The following is a 24311-nucleotide window of genomic DNA, read 5'->3' on the forward strand; positions in this document are numbered from 1 at the left end:
CAACGAATATAAAAATATTTTTCTCGGCACTAAGGGTAAGCCCGAACCCGCGTCGTCTTTGTCGGTAACACCTGCCATCGACAAAGGAGATAGACGCATGAAATACCCCGCACACACTTGCCGTGCCCCACTCTACGTAGCACTTGCTGCCGGCCTATTGACGCCTACTGTTATCCTGTCTGCCGAGCAAACCGCGCAAACCTTTGATATTCGCTCCCAAGCGCTGTCCTCCGCGCTGATCCGGTTTTCCGCACTCACCGGCTTGCAAGTGCTGTATGAAGGCGACATTGCCGAGCGCATCACCGCGCCGGAATTAATCGGCCGTTATACGCCGGAACAGGCTCTGCGGAACTTGCTGCGCGGCTCCGGGCTGCAGTACCGGTTCAGCAACGGCAATACCGTCACCTTGGAAAAGGCGGCGGCGGTGGAACCGCAGTCCGCCGCCGGTACGACAACCTTGCCGACGATGACGGTGACGGGTAAAGCCTTAGCAAGCGAAAGCCCAAGCCTGACTACGCCATCGCTCCAAGAATCGCAAATCAAACTGAATCGCGTGGCGGGCGGTACGTCGGTGATCGACGGCAAGCGGATCGAAGAAGGCGCGCCCTTGTCGGTCAGCGATGCCTTGGCGACGGCGCCGGGCGTTTATGTGGGCGACATTAGTGCCGGCGCGACCGGTGGATCGCGCATCTCCATCCGCGGTTCGGACGGCAATTCCGATATTTCGCCGATTCGCGGAATAAAATTTCTGCGCAACGGCATGCCGTTTACTCACGCCAACGGGACGTTCGATGTCGAGGCGCTCAATCTTTATGCTATCGAGCATATCGAAGTCTATCGCGGTGCCAATGCCTTGGAATACGGCGGCAGCAATTTGGGCGGCGCCATCAACTACATCACGCCGACCGGGTATACCGCCAATGGGTTGAAAATCGGCATCGTCGGCGGCACCAACGATTATTACCGACCTTATTTCAGCGGCGGTAAAGCGTTTGAAAACGGATTGGATGTTTTCGGCACGTTTTCCTACGTCAATACCGATACGACCCGGGAAAACAATCATCAAGAGCAGTTTTTAGGCCATGGCAATGTCGGCTACCGCTGGAACGAAAATCACGAAACCCGTTTGTATTTCGATGCGCAAAACCATAATTTCTTGTGGCCGGCAACGCTGAGCAAGCGACAAATCGACCAAAATCCCCAGCAAAACCCCAACGATTGGTCCTTACCTAACGGCTTTTCATCTTACCGCTTCGATCTAAAGCATTCGGTAAAATTGCATGGCGGCGATCGACTCGATGTCGGCACTTATTACTCGATCAATAACTATCGTTACGACTATACCGATAGCGGCAATCACGACCAGTGGCAGGATGTCGGCTTTAACTGGCGGCATGAGATCAACGGCCAGTTATTGGGTTTAAATAACCGGGTAGTTTGGGGCGGTCTGACCCAATGGCAATTTATCAACGATAAAAACTACGGCATCGTCGGCAGACAGCTTGGGCCGTTGTTGACGGCGGAGCGTGACCGCTGGCTGAATGTCGAAGCGTTTATGGAAGATCAATTGAGTTTGACCGACAGGTTTACCTTGATTGCCGGCATTCAATTGAATTATCGCGATGTGAATTACGAACGGTACGAAGGTTATGTGGCTAGTGCCGCCAGACCCAGCAACCAAGCCAATCAAGATTTCTTCACGGCTAACCCCAAGCTGGGCTTTACTTGGCAAGCCACCGACGAAGCACAGATTTACGGCAATGTCAGCCGTAGCGCTGAACCGCCAAAAATGGCCGATCTTGCCAACATTTATCTCCAACCCAAACGAAATCTGCAAACTGCCAGCACCGTGGAAATTGGCACGCGCGGGCAAGCCCAGCGCTTGAAATGGGACTTGGCTTTTTATCAGTCCTGGGTTAACAACGAGTACTTGATTGTTTCCAATCCCAGAAATCCAACGGCCTTTTCCTCCACCAACGCCGATAGCACGACCTTGCATCGTGGTGTCGAACTCGGCTTGGAAACCACTTTACCGCTAAATCTGGCGGCGTCGGGCGATAACTTACGGCTCAGCGGCAACTACACCTGGAATGACTTTACGTTTGACAGCGACCCCGCGCTTCGCAATAACCGCTTGCCCGGCATTCCCGAACACAATGCTTTCGTCGAAGCGCTGTACCAGCATCCCAGCGGCTTTTACATCGGCCCCAATGCCCGCATCGTCAGTTCCAATTATGCGGACTTCGCCAACACCCTGGCCGCCAAACCTTATGCGCTGTTGGGCGCACGCATGGGTTGGGATGACGGCAAACATTGGAAGTTGTTCGTCGATGGCCGAAATTTGACCGACGAGCATTATGCGTCGTCGGTGTGGGTTCTAGGCAATGCGAATGGTGCCGATTTGGACCAGTTCAATCCCGGCGCGACCCGCTCGGTATTCGGTGGCGTGGAATACCGGTTTTAAGCACTGGCGGGTTGTCAATTAGTAGGCCTAAACGTGCCGGGGCATACCGCTCCGGCCCGAAATGACGGTGGGAATGGCACTTAGTTCCCGCCAAACCCGGTCGATACGATGCGGATTTCCTACGCCTAAACGTCTTATGCAAGAAAGGCAGCCAGCGCTTGATCCGGACAAGAGCAGTATCTGGTTCCCTGGCTTCTTTTTCGAATATTGACGATAACCGTACTCCCATCATGAACAGTAATCTCTATCAACCTGACACGCTTATCCAATCCAAGCCGCAAAACCGAGAGTTGTCTCGCCTGAAAGCCCGCCGCCAACGCTGGCTGACCGTTCATTTATGGTTGGGTCTGACGCTGGGTTTGCTCCTGTCGATTTACGGCATCACCGGCAGCATCCTGGTGTTTCATGCCGAAATCGACGAATGGTTGCATCCCGAGATGTTGACGGTGCAGCCACTGGCGCATGCCGAATATCGACCCTTGGCGGAAATTTTCGCAGCCGGCAAGCAGGCGATGCCGCCAGCCGCGAAGCATACCTTCGCCACTTATCCGCGCAACGAATTCGCGGCCTTCAAACTGCGGTACGCGGTTGCTGGTGCTGACGGCTCGCTGGAAAACTGGGAAGTTGCCGTTGACCCGTATACGACTAATATCACGGGTAAGCAACTCAAGAGGAGCTCCAGCAACTGGCTGCCCAGCACTTTTATCGGCTTGATGTTTGAATTGCATTTCGCCTTGTTGATTCCGGGAGAACTCAGCGAGCCGATAGTCGGTATGTCCGCCGCGTTATTAATTATTTCGACCTTGACCGGCCTGGTCGTCTGGTGGCCGTTGACCGGACATTGGCGCAACGCCTTGACCTTTAAAGCCAAGGCCGGCAAGGTGCGCTTCAATTACGATCTGCATAAAACCAGCGGATTTTACACCGCCTTGGTGATGGTGCCGGTGCTGTTCTCAGGGATTTACATGGTGCTGCCGCATAACGTGGTGCCGGTACTGGAACTGTTCTCGCCGGTCACCTACCGTTACTGGTTTCAATCCCAACCGCCTTATCCAAACGCCCCGGCCATCGGCATGGATCAAGCCGTGGAGATTGCCTTGAAACAATATCCGACGGGCCGGCCGCACTGGATATACGGTGCCACCGAGCCTACTAAGACCTATACGGTTTGTCAGGACGGCGTCGATGCGCCAGGCAGCATTTTGCAGCGCCGCTGCACGGTGATAGACCGTTACAGCGGCAAGATTCTGGATCTGGACGACCCTAGCTTGCCGACCGCTACGGCCGGTGAAATCTTCACCCACTGGCAATGGCCGCTGCATTCCGGCCAAGCTTTCGGCATGCCGGGAAGAATTTTGGTGTTTATCACTGGATTAGCTTGCCCGGTGCTGTTTGTCACCGGGGTGATCCGCTGGCGGCAAAAGCGCAGAGCCGGCCAAAATAGCCGCAAAGATTTTGCCGTGTGATATGCCGCGACTTTTTCAAAAACCGCGGCATATCACACAGCGCTCAATCAGTGGGTATAGCCAAGCACCGACGCAAGCTAGCGTAGCGGTCGGCGCAAACCGCTACCTCAGGTCGTTTTCAGCGTCATGGCCTGAACATTGCTGGTTTCGCGCCAGCCGTCCCTCCGCAAACAATCACCAATGCCCAAAGACCTTTCCGGATTTCTGCACACGCTGTTTCTGCAACACGCGCACGAAATCGGCAGCTTTTTACGCGGCCGTTGGCCGAGAGAGCCCGATGTAAGCGACATTGTGCAGGAGACTTTTCTGCGCTTATCGCAATATCCCGATCCGCAAACCATTCATAACCCCCGGGCATTTTTATTTCAGACCGCCGCCAATCTAACGGTTGACCGGCATCGCCGCCGCGAAACGCGCGCACGCTTCGATGACGCCGACGCAGACATCGAGCATGTTGCCGACCAAAGCCTTTCGCCCGAGCATTATTGGCAAACTCATCAGCAATTGGAGAAATTCTCCAGCTGGTTGGACGAATTGCCGGAATTGCGCCGTCATGCCTTTGTTTTATACCGGATCGAAGGCTGTTCCCATGCCGAAATTGCCCGGCGCCTGGGCATTTCGGTACGTTGCTCCGAGCGTTACGTGATGCTGGCAATGCAACATATCAGCGCCAAACTCAGCGCTGAACCGGAGCACGCTTGGCGGTAATTGCCGTCTAGCCCGTCTATGCCTATGTCCGGTAAACTGCTGCCCCACTCAATTGAACAGAAGACCAGCGTGACCAGCATTCAATCTTGCAGTCAAGCGACCCGCGAGCAGGCGATAAGCTGGTTGCTGCGTCTGCGCGATGCGCCCGGCAACCCGCAAATCCGCCAGGAATTTGCTGATTGGCTGGCAGCCGATCCACTGCATGGGCAGGCTTACCAACAGGTTGAAGCGCAATGGGCCTGGATGGAACCGTTCAAACAACAAGCCTTCCTGGCGCGCAACGAGGCCTTACGTTACCGGCCGCCTACTCGCAGGCCGGTTTGGCTGCGCTGGGCAAGCTATAGCGCTGCCGCGATTGTCTTGCTGGGCGTCGGCCTGGCGTTATTCTCGCCGCAAGGTTGGTACGGATTCCCCCATAGCTATGGCACCGGCAAGGGCCAAAGACAGACCTTGACGCTAGCAGACGGCTCCAGCCTGGAACTCAACACCGACACCGAGGTGCGAGTGCATTTCAACCGTCGTCAGCGCCATGTCGATCTGGTGCGCGGCGAGGCTTTTTTTAACGTGACTCACGATGCCGAAAGGCCATTCACCGTGCATGTTGGCAATGTCAGCGTGCGCGACATCGGTACGGCATTCGATGTCTACAAACAATCCGACCGGGTCAGCGTCGCTGTGCAGGACGGTTTGGTAGAAATGACCGGCCAAGGCAGCAGCCGCGAATTGCACGCCGGTCATCAGTTGGCTTATAGCCATGACCAGCGCTTCGTCGAAGCATTGCAATCCGACATCGCCACCGTCACTGCCTGGCGGCAGGGCCAGCTGATTTTTCGCGGCCGGCCTCTTGGCGAAGCGCTGGCGGAAATCGGCCGTTATCACGACGTACAAATCCGCCTGCCCGATCCTAAACTGGCCGAACTGCGCGTCAACGGCAGCTTCCGCACCGAGCAACTGGACAATATGCTGAACGCGGTTGCCATGTTGTTGCCGGTCAAAGTTAAACATGTCGGCGAGCGCGAAATCGTGCTGGAAGCAGCATCATCGCGCAGCGCGAATGATTAACTCGGGGTTTGAAAACTGTTCGCCTTTATGCAGCTTGGCTACATACCCGTTTAAGACGTGACCCAACGGGCGTTGACAACACCAGCCCCGAGCGCAACCAAAGCGCCCAGCCCAAACGAGAATAGCGGCCATACCTAAGGCCGACTCAATCATTCGCCCCTAACGCCGGGTCGTCGCAAAATAAACTATCGTTTTGCTGGCGGCTTTTTTGATCGACTGCGTCTATGCCCATGACCCCTTAACCAATGGAGACATGGGGCATGACATTGACGATAAAACGCCTGGCGACCGCAATCGCGCTGATCTCGGCGCAAGCCTACGCCGAGGACGACAAACGCCATTTCGATATTCCCGCCCAAAGCTTGGCCTCCGCGCTTCAACAACTGGCAAATCAATCCGGCAGAGCGATGCTGTATGCCGAACAATCCGCCGCCGGCAAGACCAGCCCGGCGCTGCAAGGCGAATTTAGCGTCGAGGAAGCCGTCCGTCAGTTAATAAACGGCAGCGGCTTGACTTATAGTATTGGCGCGGATGGTACTGTGACTTTGAAACCAGCATTCTCCGGCAGCGATGCGACAACTTTAGGCGCGGTGTTAGTCAAAGGCACGAGTGACCCGAGCGATCCTTACAATAAAGATTACGCAGTCTCCAACGCTGTGACCGGCACCAAAACCGATACGCCTTTGTTCGACACCCCCATTTCCGTGCAAGTGCTACCCAAAGCCATCATCGACGACCAGCAAGCCATCGGGCTGGAAAATGCCCTGAAAAACGTCAGCGGCGTTGCCAAGGGCTGGGGGTTTGGTAACGATAAAGATGAGAATCTCTATATTCGTGGCTTCACCAATACCAATAATATTTATCGTGACGGTGTATTAACACCCAATACGCCCATTTCACTGGCTAATGCCGAGCGTATTGAGGTGTTGAAAGGGCCTTCGGCCATGCTCTACGGTCGTGCCCAACCCGGAGGTCTAGTCAATATCGTGACTAAACGACCGCGAACAGATGCATATTATTCGCTACAACAGCAATTTGGTTCCTTCGATACTTACCGCACCTTGCTGGATGCCACCAATAAAATCACCGAAGACGGTGCATTGGCCTATCGTCTGAATTACGAACATTTGGACGGCGCGACATTCAGGGATAACCATCCGGTCACTCGTGACTTTGTGGCGCCGAGCCTGACTTGGAATATTAGCGACAAAACCCGACTGGATCTGGATTTTATGTATCAGAACATCAAAGACGTCGCCGATTCCGGCATCCCTTACAGCTTGCAGCAGTCAGGAGCGATTCCAGGCAAAATTCCATTTCACTTTTCCGGCAACGAACCGACCGACTTTGCCGACAAAGAGGCTTATACCGGCGGCTTAACCCTGACCCACGAGTTTAATCAAGACTGGAAAGTGCGGGCAAAATATTCAACCCATAACCAAACATTTTTAACCGCACAGACTTCTTCGAATGAAAACGTCGATCTTCTGGGTAATTTGGCTAGAGGTTTTATCAAGACCAGCGACGATTTTCAAAATCAATATGGCACCGTGGACATAACCGGTCATGTCGAGACGGGACCGTTGAAACATGCTGTTTTGCTGGGTGCGGATTACTACCATTCCAAGAACAGAAATCTGTTTAGCGCTTATACGACCGCTCCCAATATCAATGTCTTCAACCCACAATACGGATTTACCGAGTTGCTGGACCTGCCGCTAGGAGGACAGAACGATACCGTCAATGAGTGGTATGGCATTTACATTCAGGACCAAATCTCGTTGTGGAATCAATGGCATTTATTGCTGGGCGGACGCTTCGATAATGCCATGCACAGCAATTACGATGCGCAAGGCGTTTCCACCAATCACACCGACGACGACAACTTTAGTCCGCGCATAGGTTTGTTGTACCAACCCGTGCCGTGGCTAGGTGCTTATGTTAATTACGTCAACGGCTTCAACGCCTTTAATGCCGGACGGCCTATTGACGGTTCCGCCTTCGCCCCGGAAAAATCCAAGGAAATGGAGTTTGGCTTGAAAGGCGAATGGTTGGATGGACAATTGCGCGCCAATCTGGCGTTCTTCGAATTGACCAAAAACAATATCAAATCGCAGCTGCCAGCCCCTAACAACAGCTTTTACGCCACAATCGGCGCGGCACGCAGTCGAGGCATCGAGTTTGACTTGCAAGGGCAGTTGACCGATTACTGGAACATCATTGGCACTTATACCTACATCGGCGCAGTTGTCACCAGCGGCAACGAGTCTCCGTTCAGCGGCGTGGGCAAAGCCGGCAATCGCCTGGAGAATATCCCCAGAAATACCGCCAGTTTATGGTCCACCTATGATTTTTCAGGTCTGGGAGCACAGGGCTTCAGTGCCGGCGCCGGGGTTTACGTGGTTGACAAGCGCTCCGGGGATGTCGATAACAGCTTCGAAATACCCGGCTATACCCGCGTCGATACGATGTTGAAATACCAGCACAAAGCCGGACCTTCCCGTATTACCTGGCAATTTAATATAGAAAATCTTTTGAATAAGGAATACATCGCATCCAGCAACGGTTACGGTAATTTTATTTACCAAACCATGCCCAGTGCCCCACGGACTTTCTTGGGCTCGGTAAAGGTGGAGTTTTAGTCACATAGGCCGGGTTAGCTCGATAAAGCGCAACTCGGCCTACGTTTCATCGTTTTGACGCCGGCGACGGATCAACGCTTATCTTGCCTGAATTCATTCATATCGCGGTTATCGACCCGGTCGTAAATGTCTTCCACGTTTAAGGTCAAACCTATGGATTCGAATGTGACCGCATCGCCCAAAAAATAATATTCCGACAGCCAGTGCTTGTTCCGGCGCAACACCTGCACCGAAACGATGTCCTGTTCTATCAACACATACTCCTGCAAGGACGGCAAATTGATGTAGCGCAGCAGTTTGGTGGTGGTGTCGGTTTTGCGGGTCGAGCGCGACAGTACTTCGACGATGATCACAGGAGACGTAGAGAAAACATCGTCGCCGGCCATTTTGCTGCAATCCACCAGTACATCGGGATACACGTAATCCTTACCCATCCGCACTTTGATGTCGGCCATGAACGTTGCAAAGGGCGTGCCTTTTAAGTGGTTTCGGAATTCGCCCAAAATATTGGCCGAGATACAGTTGTGGTTATAGCCGGCCCCGGCCATCGCATAAATCCGGCCGTCGATATATTCGCGCTTAACGTCGGAATGTATCTCCGTTGTCAGATACTCCTCTTCGCTCAGATAAAAACTGTCTTGCTCTTGCTGTAACGCCATGACTCGCTCCCAACTATGCTTGCGTTGCTTGAAGATATTGTTAGGGACCTGGCCTGGGAATACAAGGGGGAATTCTCGACTAACGGCAGCAGGATTGCTCAGGTTTGAGCATGCCGCGCTCGGCAATTGCCCCTGAAATTGATAATGCGGAAAAAAACCTGTGTGATTTGGCGTATCTAAAAGCCATTTTGCGTGATCTAACGCACCCGGTTCCACAAAAACTCCCGCCGCCCAAACACAAGCAACCACCGTTACGGGTAACTCAAGCAACTGTTTGCAAACGGTTTAATCGCAGCCAAAACCTGTCTATCGATTTGAATTCGGCCGGATGGAATGTTTTTTGCGAGGTATTCCGTTCGATCAACCCCACCAAACCGGAATTGGTCCGGCTGCCACGCCGTTAAGTCCAGCTTGGTAGTTTGCCTAACCGTTATCTTTTTCGTCACCGAGTCTTGTTAGTGCCAAAATCCAAACCATCGCTGTTTGATCGGCTATTTCAGCGGCATAGCCAGGAACTCCGGGTGTTTGCCGGCCTGCGTAGCGGCAATGAGTTTGCCGAGGATTTGGTACAGGAAGCTTATTTGCGGCTGATGCAGCATCCCGAACCGGAATCAATCGATAATGCCAGGGCCTTTCTATATCGAACGATCGCCAATCTCAGCGTCGATCAACATCGCCGGCAAAACGTCCGCGACCGTTTTCATGCCGAAATCAACGACGACGACCAGGTACTGCATGACATACCGACTCCCGAGCCATTACCGGAAGATAAATTAGCCTCGCAACAGGAGTTGCATGCCTTAAACAGCATTTTGCAGGAATTGCCGGAGGCAACCCGCAACGTCTTCGTGCTTTACCGGCTGGAAGGGTTGTCACACAAGGAAATTGGCCGGCGACTGGGCGTTTCCGAACGTAATTCCGTACGCTTGCTCGGGATCGCCGCGCAACACGTTCTGCTGCGCTTTGCTTCGTTGGATGACTGAGCGCATGGGCGGCGCAACGGCTTTTCTCACCGCTTCATTTGCCGGATTTTAAATGTTGGGCGGCTACGTGATAATGCTCGCCAAGCGCAACCTAATGTCCTCTGTTTAACATGCCCAACATCCAGACCTCAACCGTTATCCAGCAACAAGCCATAGAGTGGATTCTGCGGCTGGATTCGGCTACCTGCACGCCTGCAGATCGCCAGGCCTTCGCAGAGTGGCTGGCGCTAGGCGAAGACCGGCGACGCATTTATCAGCAGTTGGCCAGCCGTTGGAACAAACTGGATCGCTATAAGGGCCGGGATTTTCCGGTGCGTCGGCAAGTGCTGAGCTACCGGGCACCTCACAAGCGAACGCGCCGCCTTAGCACGCTGGCGTTAGCCGCTTCGCTGCTATTGGGCTTGGGCATCGCCACTTTTTCGGAGTACGGCTGGTACGGCTACCCTCGCCACTATGCGGCCGAGCGCGGCAGCCGCCAAACCGTACATCTGGCCGACGGCTCGCGTTTGGAACTGAGCGGCGATACCGAGCTGACTCTGCGAGTCAACCGTTGGCGGCGCTCGGTTGAATTGATCAAGGGCGAGGCATTTTTTAGTGTGGCCCACAACCCGCAACAGCCGTTTGAGGTGCAGGCCGGCCATGGCAGTATCGTTGATATTGGCACCGAGTTTGACGTGCGCTTGCAAAATCGGCAGGTCGCTGTCGCGGTGCTGGAAGGCGCGGTAAAGATTGTGACGAGCGGCAGCCGGGAAATCAGCGCCAATCAAGTACTCGCTTACGATCAGCGCGGCGACTTTCTGGAAAGCCAAGACAAACCGGCCACTATCACAGCCTGGCTACGCGGCCAACTGGTGTTCGAAAACCGGCGGCTGGATGAGGTATTAAGCGAACTGGAACGCTTTCACGACACGCGCTTGACCCTGGCCGACCCGAGCCTGGCCAAGCTAAGGGTCAGCGGCACCTTCCATATCGGTAATCTCGACGGCGCGCTGAATGTGATCGCGATGACGCTGCCGGTCAATATTCAGCGGCCTTCGCCGGGACAGGTAATATTGGCCGGACGCTGAGGCCGCCAAGACCGCACAGCGCGTCTTCCCCTCCAATAATTTTTGGCGTCTTTTTCGGCTTGGTGCGTTTCATTCTGGAAACCCAAGCAAAAGGAGAAGATGGATGAAGTTTTTAATACAACCGGCGTTGCTCGGCGCCTTATTGGCCACTGCCTGCGAAGTGCGGGCAACCGAAACTACCTACAGCTTTGACATCCCGGCCCAGGAACTGGCGGCGGCGTTGCCGAAACTGGCGGCGCAATCCGGCGTACAAATTTTTTACGCTCACGATAGTGTGGCAGGCCGCAACGGACCGGCGTTACGAGGCGCGATGACGCTAAACGAAGCACTCAGTAAACTGCTGTCGGCCAGCGGCCTGAGTTTTGCGATTGCCGGTGACGGTTCGGTATCGATCAAGGCGGCGGGCAAGGACGCGACGATGTTACAACCGGTGAATGTTATCGGTCAGACGGTTTACAACGCCACCGATCCCTACAATACCGATTACAACCGCCCCAATGCCACGACGGCCACCAAGACCGATACCCCGATCATGGAAACCCCGGTTTCGATTCAGGTAGTGCCTAAAGCCGTGCTGGCGGACAAACAGTCCATGACCTTGCCCGATGCGGTCAACGGCCATGTCAGCGGCGTATTGGGCCGCACGGGCGGCGGCTTTTTGTACGACAACTTCATCATTCGCGGCCTTGCCGGTTCCGGTTTTGGCGATGCCTACCGCAATGGCTTGTTCAATCGCCAAGACATTTACGATATTGCCAATATCGAGCAGGTGGAGATATTAAAAGGCCCGGCCGCAGTGCTTTACGGGCGGATCGAGCCCGGCGGCTTGGTGAATTATGTGACCAAAAAACCGCTGGATACTGCTTACTATTCTCTGCAACAACAGTTCGGCTCTTACGATCAATATCGCACCCTGGTCGATGCCACCGGACCAATTAATGACGACAAGACGCTGCTCTATCGATTCAATGGCTCTTACACGGATAATCAGTCGTTCAGGGATTTTGTCGGCAACGAACGAGTGTTTGTGGCGCCGGTCGTCACCTGGCGGCCGAATGAAAAGTTCGAAACCAATCTCGAGCTGGAATACAAGCATGACAACTTTAACGCCGATTTTGGCATTCCCGCGATTGGCAACCGCCCGGCAGCCATTCCCTTCGACCGCAGCCTAAAAGATGGCTTTCAGCGCCAAACCGTGGAAAGTACGCTGGTGGGCTACGACTGGACTTACCACTTTAACGACGATTGGAAAATCACCCAGCGTTATCTGTTTAAGGATTGGTCGCTAAGCGGTCCGGCCATTTTCAACGGTGGCTTACAGGCTAACAACCGCATTCTGAATCGTTCCGCCTCCGTGGGTGTACAAGATGTAAGGACCCATTCCGGCAACATCGATTTGAACGGTAAATTCGAAGTCCTGGGCAGCAAGCACAATCTGTTGATTGGCGTCGACGGCTTTCACGCCACGACCGAGGCGCCATCGGCAAATGGCTCAGCTGCTTCTATCGATATATATAACCCGGTTTATGGGCAAGTAAACTTTGCCGCCTTGTCGACCTACAACAGATTCTTTTATCGCGAGGAATCGTGGGTGGGCGCATACGCCCAGGACCAGATAACGCTATTTGATAAGCTGCACATTTTGTTGGGCGGTCGCTACGACAACGTCACCACCGGCGCTATCGCCTCGACGGCCTCCCTGGATGCGGCCAAAGCCGGACGGATAGAGCGGGAAGACAACGCTTTTAGCCCGAGAGCCGGTATTCTTTACCAAGTCCAGGATTGGCTGTCGATTTACGGCAGTTATACTAAATCTTTCAGCGGCAACAATGGCGTGAGCGTCGGCGGCACCAGTTTTGAACCGCAGATTGGTAAGCAATATGAAATCGGCCTTAAAACGGAGTCACAGGACAAGCGCTTTTCATCGACCCTGGCGTTTTTTCATTTAACCAAGAGCAATCTGCTAACCGACGATCCTAACGAAGCCAATCCCGACTACCAGATTCTGGCCGGCAAAATCCGCAGTAAAGGTATTGAGTTGGATCTGGCTGGGCAAATTACCGAGCAACTGCATTTGTTGGGGACGTATGCCTATACCCAGGTTAATTATGTGCAAAGCTTCAGCGGACTAAAAGGCAATCGCTTGGAGAATGTACCCGAGCACCAGGGCAGCCTGTGGGGTACCTGGCAGTTTACCGATACTTTTAAAGCGGGCTTAGGTGCTGTTGCAGTTGGTAGCCGGCCATGCGACACCGCCAATACCTGCTCGTTGCCCGGCTATGCTCGTGTGGATGCGATGGCGGCGTATAGCCCTCGCATTGGTCAACACAAGCTTACTTTGCAGCTGAACATCAATAATGTTTTGGATAAGGATTACTACGCAAATACGTCGGGCGGACGCCACACCAGTATTCCCGGCTCACCCATCAGCGTATTGGGTTCGTTGAAATATGAGTTCTAAAAGCCGCTAAGGATAAGGATGGACGAAAAACTCCGCGCATCCACCACCCCAAACCGTTCATGTATCGACTGAATTCTCGACACTTGCTCTCACTCCTGCATCCATGCGAATCGAGCATGAACGGTTTGGCGGGAAAAGTCATTCGGGACGTTATTTTTTAGCGAAATCCTCTTAACCAGGCCCTATTTATCCCGAACATTCCGTTCGAGCTGAGGGCCGGGTAGTAATCGGCGACAAACCGGGCGAGTTGTTGAGCAGGGCCGGCAGCACGTCCTTGATGATCACCGGCGACATGGAAAAAACATCGTCGCCAGCCATTTTTCTGCAACCCAGGGATAAAGCGGGATAAACATCATTACCCATCCGCACGTTGCCCCCGACCACAAAAACGGGCCATTTTTGCGCAATGCGGCACTGTTATTCAAAAAACCAAGCGCATCGGCAACATTTGAGAAACGCTGAAACCTTGTCGCTGGTAAAAGCGCTGAGCTTGCAGATTATCGGCATCGGTCAACAAGCTGAGCCGGCGACAGCCATTTTGGCGGGCAAACGCGACCGCGTGTTCCAACAACCGGCTACCAAGACCTAGGCCGCGAACCTCGCTTGACACGACCATATCTTCCAGCCAGGCCACCCGTTCGCCCAGCGCGGTGGAGACGGTGTAAAGCAGATTCACCATACCGACAATTTGGCATTCATGCCGCGCCACCAGAATATGGCCGATGTTTGGGTCTGCAATGATGCGCGCCAAGCCCCGATGCTGAGCGGCATAATCGGGCTGGAACTCGGCTTCTTGACTGAATAATTCGCCTAGTAGCTGACAAAGCGCCGGGATGTCGGCCGCATTGGCTAAGCTTATTTCCATCCCCGTCTCCGGCTAAGCATTAAAAGCGTTGTGTAACACCCGATTTCGGCGCAAGGTAAAGATTGGTTCGGCATTGAGCAAAGCGCTGGGCAACTTAATCCTTAACAGCTTCAACCTGGATGAGCACCTTGACCTCATCGCCCACCGCCGGCACATATTTGTCGACGCCAAACTCAGAGCGTTTTATCGTGCCCACGGCATCGGCGCCACAGGTGTACTTTAATCTGATGACATTCATCCCGCAGTAAAAGCGCTCGACGTCCAAATGCACGGGCTTGCTGATGCCGTGCAAGGTCAAAATGCCGTCGGCACCGACCAGTTTCTCGCCTTGAAAACTGAGCGTGTCAGATTTAAAGGTCATCAGCGGAAATTGCCCGCTATCGAAAAACTCCTTGCCGCGTAAATGCTCTTCCAACTCCTTCAAACCGGTACTGATAGACGCGGTGTTGACGCTGATGTCTATGCTGCCTTTACCCGCCGCGGCATCCAATGTCACTTTGCCGCTGGTTTCGTTAAAACGGCCGCGTTGCGTGGAAAAACCCAAATGGCTGATTTCAAAGCTGGGGAAGGTGTGATGGCTATCGATGGTATAGCTATCGGCGGCCAGCACGCTAAAACTCAACAGGCCGGCAGCGGTTATGGAGCAAAGTTTTCGAATCATGACTATCTCCTTTGTGGGTTAAAAAACGAGCGACACTGCATTATTGCAGAGACTTTGTGATAATAGATCAGCTTAACTCTATCACTCTGGTCATTTGCCGCTCTCATGCAACGAATCTATTACTATTACGCGGCCTTGGTGGGCTTCTTCGGCCTGTTTTTGTTAATGATGGCTTGGCATACGCTATTGTCACCATCGAACAAGTTGCCCACTGCATTGCTGTTGTTAATCTCGGCCGGACCGCTATTGCTGCCGTTTAAAGGCTTATTAAACCGCAATCTGAAAAGCTGCACCTGGATGTGTTATTTGAGCCTACCGTATTTCGCGCATGGCGCCGCTGAAGCCTATGTCAATCAAATAGAACGGCCTTATGCGCTGCTGGAAGTGTTGTTCAGCCTGCTGCTGTGCTTCGGCGCCGGCCTGTATGTCTACAAAGCGGAAAAAGCCTGAGCACCAGCGGCATGCAAGTCCCGTTACAATTCGAGTTTCAGAACGATCAGACCTTTGCCAGTTTTTTTCCCGGCAATAACGCCGAAATCGTCACGCAGTTGCAGGCCCTGGCAGAGAACGGTCAGGAACAGCAAATTTTTATCTGGGGCGATGCCGGCAGCGGGAAAAGCCACTTGTTGCAGGCCTGTTGCCAGCAAGCCAAACTGGCGGGTAAAGACCCGTTCTATCTGGCTTTTGACATCGACCATTTGCCGGCACCGACCTTGTTGGACGGCCTGGAAGATCTGGAATTGGTCTGTTTCGACAATATGCAAGCGCTGGCCGGCCACCTCGACTGGGAACACGCGCTGTTTGCTTTTTATAATACGCATCGGCAGAACAATCATAAATTGCTGCTGGCTGCCGATTGCCCGCCAAAGTTTTTGGGCTTTGACTTACCCGACCTGAAAACCCGGATGGCTTGGGGGCTGACCTTAAAAATCCAGCCTTTGCGCGATGATCAGTTAATCGAAGCGCTGACTTATAAAGCCCATTTTTTGGGCTTCGACATTCCGCCGGCAGTGGGGCGATTTTTGTTGAATCATTATGTTCACGATTTAGCAGCGCTATGGCTGCTCCTGGAAAAAATCGACCGCGCTACCTTGGCCGCGCAACGCAAATTAACCATTCCGTTTTTAAAGCAGATTCTGGCTGAGGAAACATGAGCACCAAGGTATTGATCGTGGGTGCCGGCGCTATCGGCGGCTTTTACGGTGGCCTGTTGGCTAAGGCTGGCGCGGAAGTCTCAGTGGTGTGCCGCTCCGATTATGATGTCATCAGACAGCATGGGTATCGTATCGAAAGCCATGCTCTGGGCACTTGGCAATTCATGCCTAGCCAGGTATTGCGCGATGCCACCAACTACGATGGTCAAGCCGATTACCTGATTTTATGCAGCAAGGTAACCCCGGACATTGATCGAGTTGCGCTGATTCGCGATGCAGTCGCTCGGCAAACTACCATTGTGCTGATCCAAAACGGTGTCGAGATTGAACAGGAGCTGCAACAAGCTTTCCCGGACAATCTGTTAATCAGCGGCTTGGCATTTATTTGCTGTAACCGGCTGGCTCCCGGCGAGATTAGCCACTTGGCTTACGGCAAGTTGATTTTGGGTAATCTGTCAGATAGCCACGAACCTAAAACATCGCATTTGCGCGATTTGTTCCTACAAGCCGGCATCGAATGCCTGATTAGCGACGATATTGTCGCCAGTCGTTGGCAAAAGTGTGTCTGGAATGCGCCTTTCAATCCGCTGTCAGTACTGTCCGGCGGATTGGCAACTCAGGCGATCTTGCAGAATCAGGAAAATTTTGTGCGCCGCGTTATGCAGGAAGTCTGCAGTATTGCCGCGGCTTGCGACCATCCGCTCCCAGCCGATATTATCGAAAATCACATTGCTCTGACCCGTGATATGCCACCCTATAAAACCAGCATGCTACTGGATTTCGAGCGAGGACAGACCATGGAAACCGAAGCCATTCTCGGCAACGCGGTGCGCGCCGCCCAGCGGCAAGGTTTAGACTGTCCTTGCCTGCAATCGCTTTATGTATTGATGCAGCTCCGGGAGCTGCAAATCCGTTCTAATAGCCTTCTTAGCTAATTCACGCAATTGACATTCTGCTTTTTGTTATTTTTCGGTTAGAATGTGAAGATTTTCATTGACCCTGTCTTTGAAGAAGCCGTGTGAATTTCGCCTCAGACCTTGCAAAGCGAAGACCGGCCGCATACTTCGCTAGACTAGCAGCTATGTGATCCACAACCAACCGTGGCAATGGTGCTGGGGTTTAAAAGTTTTTATGTCCATTTTTAGAGTATAACCATGACTGATCTATCGCTTTACAGAAACATCGGCATCTTCGCTCACGTCGATGCCGGTAAAACCACGACCACCGAGCGGATTTTGAAGCTGACCGGAAAAATCCACAAAATCGGTGAAGTTCACGAAGGCGAATCAACCATGGACTTCATGGCTCAGGAAGCCGAGCGCGGTATCACCATTCAGTCAGCGGCCACTACCTGTTCTTGGGCGGGCAGCACCAAGCAATTTGAACCACACCGCTTCAACATCATCGACACCCCGGGCCACGTTGACTTTACTATCGAAGTTTATCGTTCGTTGAAAGTATTGGACGGCGGCATCGGCGTATTCTGCGGTTCCGGCGGCGTTGAACCGCAATCCGAAACCAACTGGCGCTATGCGAACGACTCCAAAGTTTCTCGTATCATTTACGTCAACAAGCTGGACAGATTGGGCGCGGATTTCTACCGCGTCGTCAAGCAAGTCGAAGACGTACTGGGTGCAAAACCGGTCGTCATGACCCTGCCTATCGGCGAAGAAGACAATTTCGTCGGCGTGGTCGACCTGTTGACCCGCAAAGCCTGGGTCTGGGATAACTCTGGCGATCCAATGAAATACGAAATCAAAGACGTACCTGCCGACATGGTGGAACAAGTCGAAGAATGGCGCGCGAAACTGATCGATTCAGTCGCGGACCAAGACGACGAGATCATGGAAAAATATCTGGAAGGCGAAGAGCCCACCATCGAAGAAATCAAACGCTGCATCCGCAAAGGCACCATCGCGATGGATTTCTTCCCGACCTATTGCGGCTCTTCGTTCAAAAACAAAGGCGTGCAATTGGTACTGGACGGCGTTATCGAATACCTGCCGAATCCTACCGAAGTCAACCCACAACCCGAAACCGACATCGAAGGCGTCCCAACCGGCGAACACGCGATTGTGGATCCAGAACGTCCGTTCCGCGCGCTGGTTTTCAAAATCATGGACGACCGTTTCGGCGCCCTGAACTTCGTCCGTGTTTATTCCGGCAAACTGAAAAAAGGCGACTCGGTATTGAACACCTACACCGGCAAAACCGAACGTGTGGGCCGGATGGTGGAAATGCACGCCAACGACCGTAACGAGATCGAAACCGCACAAGCCGGCGACATCGTAGCCTTGATCGGTTTGAAAAACGTGCAAACCGGTCACACCCTGTGCGATCCCGACAAACCGGCCACATTGGAGCCGATGGTATTCCCGGATCCCGTTATCTCCATTGCGATTGCACCGAAAGACAAAGGCAGTAACGAAAAAATGGGTATTGCTCTGGGCAAAATGGTGCAAGAAGACCCCTCCTTCCGCGTTGAAACCGACCAAGAATCCGGCGAAACCATCATCAAAGGTATGGGTGAGCTGCATCTTGACATTAAAGTCGACATCTTGCGCCGTACCCACGGTGTAGACGTCAACGTGGGTAAACCACAGGTGGCTTACCGCGAAACCATTACCCAACGCATCGAAGACAGCTACACCCACAAAAAACAATCGGGCGGTTCCGGTCAATACGCGAAAATCGATTACGTCATCGAGCCGGGCGAAGCAGGCAGCGGTTTCGTATTCGAATCACAAGTGACCGGCGGTAACGTACCTCGCGAATACTGGCCTGCTGTCGAAAAAGGCTTTAAAGCCAGTATCGACAAAGGTGTGTTGGCAGGCTTCCCTTGCTTGGACTTCAAAGTCATTCTGACCGACGGTGCTTTCCACGCGGTTGACTCCTCATCCATCGCTTTCGAAATCGCAGCCCGTGCCGCTTACCGTCAATCGATCCCAAAAGGTAGTCCGCAATTGCTGGAGCCGATCATGAAAGTGGACGTATTCACACCGGATGCGCATGTCGGTGACGTAATCGGTGACTTGAACCGTCGCCGCGGCATGATCAAATCGCAAGACGCAGGCGTTACCGGCGTGCGTATCAAAGCTGACGTACCTTTGAGCGATATGTTCGGTTACATTGGCGATTTGCGCACCATGACTTCCGGTCGCGGCCAGTTCTCCATGGAGTTCTCGCATTACACCGCTTGCCCACGCAATGTCGCGGAAGAGGTGATCAAGGAAGTTAAGGAACGTAACAAAGACAAATAAGCATGATACGGGCTGATCTTGTCGGCCCTTATTCTGCTTAATATTGCCGATCAGCCACCTGCCGCGTTAAGCGGCAGGTGCATTTTTAACCATAAAGCTTCCGCCATGCACGGCAGCTTGTTCATTTACCTAACCTTGGAAGAACAATATGGCTTTTGTAATCACCGAAAACTGCATCAAATGCAAATTTACCGACTGCGTTGACGTATGCCCCGTCGATTGCTTTCATGAAGGTCCTAATTTTCTGGTTATCGATCCCGACGAATGTATCGATTGCACCCTCTGTGAACCCGAGTGCCCAGCCAACGCCATCCACGCGGAAGACGAACTGCCCGAGGGCCAAGAACACTTCGCAGCGCTGAACGCGGAACTGGCCAAACAATGGCCTATCATTACGGAAGTGAAAGACTCTCTACCAGACGCCGACGAATGGAACGGCAAACCCGGTAAATTTGCGTTATTGGAAAAGTAAGAACTGCCATTGATTAATGAAATACCGAGCCCATGCCCTTCCGGCATGGGCTCAACCCAGCGTTAAAGCACTCGCTAGTCACTAGCACTTAATCCCGCAAGTTAGCGATAGTATTTCGTGGTTACGCACTACGACCCTCGTGTTTTCGCCATTGAAAAGATGTAGTCATTGGATTGCACTTTGCTCGCGTTAGGTTGTTCGCTGCAACCTCTCTGACTTGCTCTCCCGCCAGACCGCCCAGAACCACCCGTGCTTCTGCCGGCTCGCTGCGCGTCACTCTAACTCCACCCGCATTTCCGCGGAACACTGTATTTTTAGGGCTGCTCTTAACATCCCGCCAAGATTACATTATTAGCAGTTAATAATTCACCTCGACACTAGCTACGGCGTCACTTACAGTGGCGGTACTTTTACCACCATTTATGCCCCCTTCCGATCCCATTCTCCATCTGACTGCTTGGTACTTCTCCCGTTAGTTTTATTGGTTTAATGTTGTTTCCCGTCATTCAGGTGCCGAGATCACCGCCATTGACCTCGCTAAATGCGGACCCGAATAACTGCGGGGGTGGTATCGATTGTCAGAGCATTTTCATCCGACCCAAAACCCAGCATGGCGAGAAATCAAGCAAAGCATCCGCAAAACCCCTAAGATCAAAGTATCCACGCTAACTGTTCTAATTCCGTCATGAAAAACCACCACCGATTACTGCTGAGTTTAGTGCTGGGCGCGTGCGCCGGACTGGTCTGCCACGGCTTTGCCAACAGCGAGGCATTGCAAATCTTTAACCGTTACTTGATGGAACCCATCGGCCAAATCTTCCTGCGCTTGATTTTCATGATCGTGGTACCGATGGTGATGAGCGGTTTGATGTTGGGTGTGTATCAACTCAGCAATCATCACGGATTGGCGCGGGTGGCCCAGCGCACTTTGTTTTTTACCCTATTGGCCAGTTCGGCATCGGTGGCGGTGGGGATTTCGCTGGTCAATCTGGCGCAACCGGGCATGGGGCTGGATATTTCGCAGATGTTGGGCGATAGCAGCGGCGTGAATAAAATCCAGCAAAACGTCGCCCAAGCCAAGCCGGTGGTTCAATCTTTGTTGGAGATCATTCCCAAAAATCCGTTCGCCAGTGCCACTCAAGCACTGGAAGGCGAGATGTTGTCGTTGATGTTCTTTTCCTTGGCCTTCGGCGCGGCGCTGGCGGCGACCAATGGTGACAAGCCGTCGCGTTGGGTTGGCTTATTGGAAGAAACCTATGCCGCCTGCTTGTTGGTCGTCGATACCGCGATGAAACTGGCGCCGATTGCCGTGTTTGCGCTGGTGTTTCAATCGACTTTCAAATTCGGGCATCACATATTGTTTTCCTTGGGGTTTTACGTGCTGGTGGTGGTAACCGGTCTGCTGCTACAGCAAGTGGTGGTGTACAGCATGCTACTGCGCTTTTTTACTCTGATCCAGCCGCTGAGTTTTTTTCGGCAATGCCGGGATGTCTATCTCTACGCATTTGCCACAGCGTCGTCGAATGCCACATTGCCGCGCTCGCTGGAACTGGCGGAACACGATTTAAAACTGCGGCCGGAAGTGGCGCGCTTTGTGTTGACGATAGGCTCTACCGCCAACCAGAACGGCACGGCCTTGTTCGAAGGCATTACCGTGCTGTTCCTGGCGCAGGTTTATGGTGTCGATTTATCGCTGGCGCAGCAGGTGCAAGTGGTATTGATGTCTATATTGGCCGGCATTGGCACGGCCGGCGTGCCCGGCGGCTCGCTGCCGCTGATCATGATATTGACCCAGCAGGTCGGCATTCCGGCCGAGGGCATGGGCTTGATTTTGGGCGTGGACCGCTTTCTGGATATGTGCCGTACCACCTTGAACGTGAGCGGCGATTTGGTGATTGCAGCCTTGGTCGACCAACCCGAACCGCAGCGAAACTAACAAACCAACTGTGTCATATCGCCCATAGGATTGGCCATATGCCTTAGTTTTTAGCCCCAATTTAACGACCCCGGCTACCGGAACACCTCATATTGCCGGCATTCCGCCGCCATGGCATGTAGCTTGCTGAAAATTGAATTCTCGCATGAATTCGATTTGGCATGACACAACCACACAACGCCGTCACCAGTCAGGAATTGGCCGATTTTTTTAACGCCAGCCACCCGCAACTGCAAAAATATCTGTATTGGCAGGTCCGCTCGCGGGAAGTGGCAGAGGAGCTGGCGCAGGAAACCTATCTGCGGTTTTTGAAACAAGAGCCCCGGCAAATTCTGGATTTGAATGCGTTCATGTTTACCATTGCCGCCAATCTGGCGCGAGACCATCTGCGCGGTATCAAACGCCAGCAACATCGCGAGATGGTGCCGCTGGATACCGACATAGCCGACTCGAAACCGCACACGGAAGATATCGTTGCCAGACAATATCTGGGAGAACAATTGCAACAAGCCATCGCCAGCTTACCGGACAGAACCAGGGAAATTTTTCTGTTATACCGCGCCGACGAACTGAGCTACAAACAGATCGCCGCGCGACTGGATATTTCCGAACGCACCGTCGAATATCATCTGCGCCAAGCGCTGCTGCTGTGCCGAAGTTTTTTGACCAATACTTGAGCGCTGTTTAAATAGCACTCGGCGCAGCCGCCCCACATTCAAGTATCCCATGCTGAAAATCTACCCGGTCGAACCGGCTCGGGCTTTGCTTTACAATCGCGTTCAACCGAGCTTTTAGCCGCTGACTACCCGGAGTCCCGCCATTAACCCGATCGCATCATCCTCCGCCTCCGACCGCATCTTTACCGAAGCCAATGCCTGGTTTTTTCGGCTGCGCGCGGACGATGTCGGCACCGCCGAGCGAGAACAGTTTGCCGCATGGCTAGCCGCCAGCCCCTTGCATGCCGAGGCCTGGGACACGGTGCAAGCGTTGTTCGCGGATTTGGAAGCCCCCGCCAAGGCCGTTCGCCGGCAAGCCGAAGCGCCCTTAGCCGCCAACTCGGCAACCACCACCAAACGTCCTCGACGCCGGCGAACCGCTAGCATAGCGGCGGCCGTGGCGGCTTGTGTGGGCTTGATCGCCGTACTCCTGCAACCGGCACTCGTGCAAAACCTGCAAAGCGATTATCACACCGCCACCGGCGAACAGCGCCTAGTGACGTTGACCGACGGCTCCCGGCTGCTGTTGAATACCGACAGTGCGGTGGACATCGAAATGACCGCCGCTCAACGCCGGGTTACGCTGCTGCGCGGCGAAGCGTTTTTCGAAGTAACGCGCGCGCCGCAACGGCCGTTTTGGGTGGTGGCCGGCGACGCCCGTGCCCGAGTCACCGGCACCGCGTTCAGCGTCGGCCGCCGTTCGGAAGATGTTGCCGTCACCGTCGCCGAGGGCCGGGTGGAAACCAGCACCGAAAGTCACCCCGAACAGATCACACCCTTGACGCCCGGTGAGTCGGCGCATTATCGAGGCGCCCGGCTCTCCGCCAAGCAAACGGCCGACGTACCGCGCGAATTGGCCTGGCGCCAAGGGCAAATGGTCTTTGTGCAAGCGCCGCTGGCCGAGGTGGTGGCGCAAATCAATCGTTATCGCCCTGGCCGTTTGATCATCACAGACCGGCAGTTGGAGAATCGGCCGATCACGGCGGTGTTTAATATCGGCAAGTTGGACGATGCGGTATCCGCACTGGAGCAAACCTTTGGCATACGGGCCCGGCGTATTGCCGATTATTGGGTGTTGCTGGGATAAAGTTAGAGTGTGTCCGGCCAAAGTCTGGCCGTATGAATAATGGCAAGCACATGAATGTCCTTATCCTGGACACGGTAAACAACAATGAACGGAAAATGCGTAATGATCAGTTCTCGGGTGCCGTCGATACGGCCCGGACGGCCCATGAAAGGATTTGCGAGTAAGCTATTCAGCGTATCGTGAATTTTGGTAATAATTCGTGTTGCAGCATTGCGGTTGTCTTGAGCCACAAAGTCGTATATCTCGCTCAAACCGGTCTTGGCTCGCCGGGTATAGCGGAGTCTCATTTCATTGATGGCAACGAATGTTGTTCAAAAAACGCGGCCATTTCCGCGTCGTCAACGAATTCTCCACGGTCCGCTTGAGCAAGCCCTTCCTTGATTTTATCCAGCATGCCATTTTCCCACGCAATGAAATTGCCGATGGCTTGATTCGCTAGCTCCGTTTCATCTCGATGAGTTTGCTTGGCAAGCGCGCTCAATTGGGCTTTTAGTTCGGGACTTACTTGTAAGGTAACAGGCATGGCGGCTTCTTCCGTTGTTCGAAAAACATCGTGAATACCAGTTTAATGACTCGCGTTTCTTAACACAATAAACACAGCATGGCGTAGAGGTGAAATATTTTTAATTTTGCCTAGGGATATGCGCT

Annotated in this window: 22 protein-coding genes; 16 read left to right on the forward strand and 6 right to left on the reverse strand. The window is 53.4% G+C overall.

What is annotated here, in order from left to right:
• Positions 1–97: 97 nt before the first annotated feature.
• The 5 genes from JWZ98_RS21305 (at position 98) to JWZ98_RS21325 (ending at position 8342) form a co-directional block, all read left to right on the forward strand.
• A complete protein-coding gene (locus tag JWZ98_RS21305) occupies positions 98–2464 on the forward strand; it encodes a TonB-dependent receptor (protein ID WP_101053886.1) in 2367 nt (788 codons plus the stop codon).
• A 230-nt stretch (positions 2465–2694) separates the two neighbouring features.
• A complete protein-coding gene (locus JWZ98_RS21310) occupies positions 2695–3930 on the forward strand; it encodes a PepSY-associated TM helix domain-containing protein (protein ID WP_205451767.1) in 1236 nt (411 codons plus the stop codon).
• Between the two features lie 180 nt (positions 3931–4110).
• Positions 4111–4638 (forward strand): RNA polymerase sigma factor, encoded by a 528-nt coding sequence (locus tag JWZ98_RS21315; protein WP_101053880.1) that lies wholly within the window; start codon positions 4111–4113, stop codon positions 4636–4638.
• A gap of 69 nt (positions 4639–4707) precedes the next feature.
• Positions 4708–5700 carry a FecR family protein gene (locus JWZ98_RS21320; RefSeq protein ID WP_240348126.1) on the forward strand — a complete coding sequence of 331 codons (993 nt, stop codon included), beginning with the start codon at positions 4708–4710 and terminating at the stop codon, positions 5698–5700.
• A 260-nt stretch (positions 5701–5960) separates the two neighbouring features.
• Positions 5961–8342 carry a TonB-dependent receptor gene (locus JWZ98_RS21325; protein ID WP_205451768.1) on the forward strand — a complete coding sequence of 794 codons (2382 nt, stop codon included), beginning with the start codon at positions 5961–5963 and terminating at the stop codon, positions 8340–8342.
• Positions 8343–8413: 71 nt separating this feature from the next.
• Here JWZ98_RS21325 and JWZ98_RS21330 read toward each other — a convergent pair whose 3' ends face one another.
• Positions 8414–9001, reverse strand: a complete 588-nt coding sequence (locus tag JWZ98_RS21330) for a Uma2 family endonuclease (RefSeq protein WP_205451769.1) — start codon at positions 8999–9001, stop codon at positions 8414–8416.
• A gap of 458 nt (positions 9002–9459) precedes the next feature.
• Here JWZ98_RS21330 and JWZ98_RS21335 point away from each other — a divergent pair, with 458 nt between their 5' ends.
• The 3 genes from JWZ98_RS21335 (at position 9460) to JWZ98_RS21345 (ending at position 13512) form a co-directional block, all read left to right on the forward strand.
• On the forward strand, positions 9460–9984 hold the full coding sequence (locus JWZ98_RS21335; RefSeq protein ID WP_240348127.1) for a sigma-70 family RNA polymerase sigma factor: 525 nt from the start codon (positions 9460–9462) through the stop codon (positions 9982–9984).
• A gap of 110 nt (positions 9985–10094) precedes the next feature.
• Positions 10095–11051 (forward strand): FecR family protein, encoded by a 957-nt coding sequence (locus tag JWZ98_RS21340; RefSeq protein ID WP_171696903.1) that lies wholly within the window; start codon positions 10095–10097, stop codon positions 11049–11051.
• 103 nt (positions 11052–11154) lie between these two features.
• Entirely contained in the window at positions 11155–13512 is a 2358-nt protein-coding gene (locus tag JWZ98_RS21345; protein ID WP_205451770.1) for a TonB-dependent siderophore receptor, read from the forward strand.
• Between the two features lie 186 nt (positions 13513–13698).
• Here JWZ98_RS21345 and JWZ98_RS21350 read toward each other — a convergent pair whose 3' ends face one another.
• The 3 genes from JWZ98_RS21350 to JWZ98_RS21360 all read right to left on the reverse strand — a co-directional run bounded on the left by JWZ98_RS21350 (position 13699) and on the right by JWZ98_RS21360 (position 15038).
• Complete coding sequence (locus JWZ98_RS21350; RefSeq protein WP_205451771.1) at positions 13699–13875, reverse strand: hypothetical protein; 177 nt, start codon at positions 13873–13875, stop codon at positions 13699–13701.
• Between the two features lie 58 nt (positions 13876–13933).
• Positions 13934–14377 (reverse strand): GNAT family N-acetyltransferase, encoded by a 444-nt coding sequence (locus JWZ98_RS21355; RefSeq protein ID WP_205451772.1) that lies wholly within the window; start codon positions 14375–14377, stop codon positions 13934–13936.
• A 94-nt stretch (positions 14378–14471) separates the two neighbouring features.
• Complete coding sequence (locus tag JWZ98_RS21360; RefSeq protein WP_205451773.1) at positions 14472–15038, reverse strand: YceI family protein; 567 nt, start codon at positions 15036–15038, stop codon at positions 14472–14474.
• Positions 15039–15143: 105 nt separating this feature from the next.
• On the opposite strand from JWZ98_RS21360, the gene JWZ98_RS21365 reads away from it, so the two are divergent.
• The 8 genes from JWZ98_RS21365 (at position 15144) to JWZ98_RS21400 (ending at position 23663) form a co-directional block, all read left to right on the forward strand.
• Positions 15144–15488 (forward strand): DUF2069 domain-containing protein, encoded by a 345-nt coding sequence (locus JWZ98_RS21365; protein ID WP_205451775.1) that lies wholly within the window; start codon positions 15144–15146, stop codon positions 15486–15488.
• A gap of 11 nt (positions 15489–15499) precedes the next feature.
• Positions 15500–16192 carry a DnaA regulatory inactivator Hda gene (gene hda, locus JWZ98_RS21370; RefSeq protein WP_205451777.1) on the forward strand — a complete coding sequence of 231 codons (693 nt, stop codon included), beginning with the start codon at positions 15500–15502 and terminating at the stop codon, positions 16190–16192.
• Positions 16189–17127 carry a 2-dehydropantoate 2-reductase gene (locus JWZ98_RS21375; RefSeq protein ID WP_205451786.1) on the forward strand — a complete coding sequence of 313 codons (939 nt, stop codon included), beginning with the start codon at positions 16189–16191 and terminating at the stop codon, positions 17125–17127. The genes hda and JWZ98_RS21375 overlap by 4 nt, the downstream gene beginning before the upstream one ends.
• Positions 17128–17346: 219 nt before the next feature.
• Positions 17347–19452 (forward strand): elongation factor G, encoded by a 2106-nt coding sequence (fusA, locus tag JWZ98_RS21380; RefSeq protein WP_205451788.1) that lies wholly within the window; start codon positions 17347–17349, stop codon positions 19450–19452.
• A 148-nt stretch (positions 19453–19600) separates the two neighbouring features.
• Entirely contained in the window at positions 19601–19924 is a 324-nt protein-coding gene (gene fdxA, locus JWZ98_RS21385) for a ferredoxin FdxA (RefSeq protein WP_033158287.1), read from the forward strand.
• Positions 19925–20609: 685 nt separating this feature from the next.
• Entirely contained in the window at positions 20610–21860 is a 1251-nt protein-coding gene (locus tag JWZ98_RS21390; protein ID WP_205451790.1) for a dicarboxylate/amino acid:cation symporter, read from the forward strand.
• Positions 21861–22021: 161 nt separating this feature from the next.
• Complete coding sequence (locus tag JWZ98_RS21395) at positions 22022–22537, forward strand: RNA polymerase sigma factor (protein ID WP_205451792.1); 516 nt, start codon at positions 22022–22024, stop codon at positions 22535–22537.
• A gap of 178 nt (positions 22538–22715) precedes the next feature.
• Entirely contained in the window at positions 22716–23663 is a 948-nt protein-coding gene (locus JWZ98_RS21400) for a FecR family protein (protein WP_275899223.1), read from the forward strand.
• Between the two features lie 2 nt (positions 23664–23665).
• Here the strand turns inward: JWZ98_RS21400 and JWZ98_RS21405 are convergent, their stop codons facing one another.
• Entirely contained in the window at positions 23666–23950 is a 285-nt protein-coding gene (locus tag JWZ98_RS21405; RefSeq protein WP_205451794.1) for a type II toxin-antitoxin system RelE/ParE family toxin, read from the reverse strand.
• Positions 23947–24186 carry a hypothetical protein gene (locus JWZ98_RS21410; protein WP_205451796.1) on the reverse strand — a complete coding sequence of 80 codons (240 nt, stop codon included), beginning with the start codon at positions 24184–24186 and terminating at the stop codon, positions 23947–23949. Before JWZ98_RS21410 ends, JWZ98_RS21405 begins: the two co-directional genes overlap by 4 nt.
• Positions 24187–24311: the final 125 nt, after the last annotated feature.

It is taken from the genome of Methylomonas sp. EFPC1, assembly GCF_016925515.1.
GTDB classification, from domain to species: Bacteria; Pseudomonadota; Gammaproteobacteria; order Methylococcales; family Methylomonadaceae; genus Methylomonas; species Methylomonas defluvii.